Annotated in this window: 1 protein-coding gene; it reads right to left on the bottom strand. The window is 70.4% G+C overall.

Annotated elements, in window-relative coordinates; translation table 11 throughout:
- On the bottom strand, positions 1–1,586 hold a 1,586-nt coding region (locus tag ASF82_RS07295; RefSeq protein ID WP_235491219.1), incomplete at its 3' end, for a DEAD/DEAH box helicase.
- Positions 1,587–1,644: the final 58 nt, after the last annotated feature.

Below are 1,644 nucleotides of genomic sequence, written 5' to 3'. Positions count from 1 at the left end.
CCGCCCTCGTTGGCGAGGGCGCCGACGATCTGGCGGGGCTCGACGCGCTGACGACGACCGACCTCGATGCGGTAGGCCGTCATCGGCTTCGACGTGCGGGGGCCGCGGTCGCGCTCGGGGCGCGAGCCACGGTCGTCGCGGTCGAAGCGGCCGCCCCGGTCGTCGCCGCCGCGGTCGTCACGAGCGGGACGGTCGTCACGCTCGCGCCGGGCCGGTCGCTCGTCCTTCGGGTCGAGCAGCAGCGGCGTCTCGCCCTGGGCGACCACGGCGAGGGCGGCGGCCACGTCGGCCTCCGGCACGTCGTGGTGCTCGACGTAATGGCCGATGATGTCGCGGAAGGCGGCGATCCGGCTCTCCTGGGCCAGCGCCTCCGTGATCTGGTCGTCGAAGCGCGCGAGACGCGTGACGTTGACGTCCTCCAGCGTGGGCAGCTGCATCTGCGTCAGCGGCTGACGCGTGGCCTTCTCGATCGCGCCGAGCAGGCGACGCTCGCGGGGCGTGACGAAGCTGATCGCCGCGCCGCTGCGCCCGGCACGGCCGGTGCGGCCGATGCGGTGGACGTACGACTCGGTGTCGATCGGCAGGTCGTAGTTGACGACGTGACTGATGCGGTCGACGTCGAGACCACGGGCCGCGACGTCGGTCGCGACGAGGATGTCGAGCTTGCCGCTCTTGAGCTGGTTGACCGTGCGCTCGCGCTGGGCCTGCGCCACGTCGCCGCTGATGGCGGCGGCGGAGTAGCCGCGGGCCCGCAGCTTCTCGGCGAGGGTCTCGGTCTCGTTCTTCGTGCGGACGAAGATGATCATGCCCTCGAAGTTCTCGACCTCGAGGATGCGCGTGAGGGCGTCGACCTTCTGCGGGTACGACACCATCAGGTAGCGCTGCGTGGTGTTCGCCGAGGTCGTGGTCTTCTGCTTGACCGTGATCTCTTCGGCGTCGTTGAGGTACTGCTTCGAGATGCGACGGATCTGGGGCGGCATCGTCGCGGAGAAGAGCGCGACCTGCTTGTCGTCGGGGGTGTCGGCGAGGATCGTCTCGACGTCCTCCGCGAAGCCCATCTTGAGCATCTCGTCGGCCTCGTCGAGCACGAGGTACTTGAGCTCGGAGAGGTCGAGCGTGCCCTTCGCGAGGTGGTCCATGATGCGGCCGGGCGTGCCGACGACGACGTGGACGCCGCGACGGAGCGCGCTCAGCTGGACGCCGTAGGCCTGGCCGCCGTAGACGGGGAGCACGTGGACGCCGCGCATGCCGGAGGCGAACTGCTCGAACGCCTCGCACACCTGGAGTGCGAGCTCACGGGTGGGGGAGAGCACGAGCGCCTGCGGCTTCTTGGCCGAGACGTCGAGGCGGCTGAGGATCGGCAGCGCGAAGGCGGCCGTCTTGCCGGTGCCCGTCTGGGCGAGCCCGACGACGTCGCGACCCGACAGGAGGGTGGGGATGGTGGCCGCCTGGATGGCGGAGGGGGTCTCGTAGCCGATCTCCTTCACGGCCTTGAGGACGGCATCGCTGAGCCCCAGGTCGGAGAAGGTCGGCGCAGAGTCGGGGGTGTCGGCGTCGATCTCGTCGCGCGTTTCGGTGGGGCTCATCCTGCAAGGGTAGAGGGTCGACGTCCTGATCGACACCGGGGCGTGCCGGGAGATCGGG

The sequence above is a fragment of the Frigoribacterium sp. Leaf164 genome (assembly GCF_001423665.1).
In the GTDB taxonomy this organism is placed as follows: domain Bacteria; phylum Actinomycetota; class Actinomycetes; order Actinomycetales; family Microbacteriaceae; genus Frigoribacterium; species Frigoribacterium endophyticum.
Note: the sequence above shows the minus strand (reverse complement) of the source record. Positions and strands in the feature narration are given on the sequence as shown.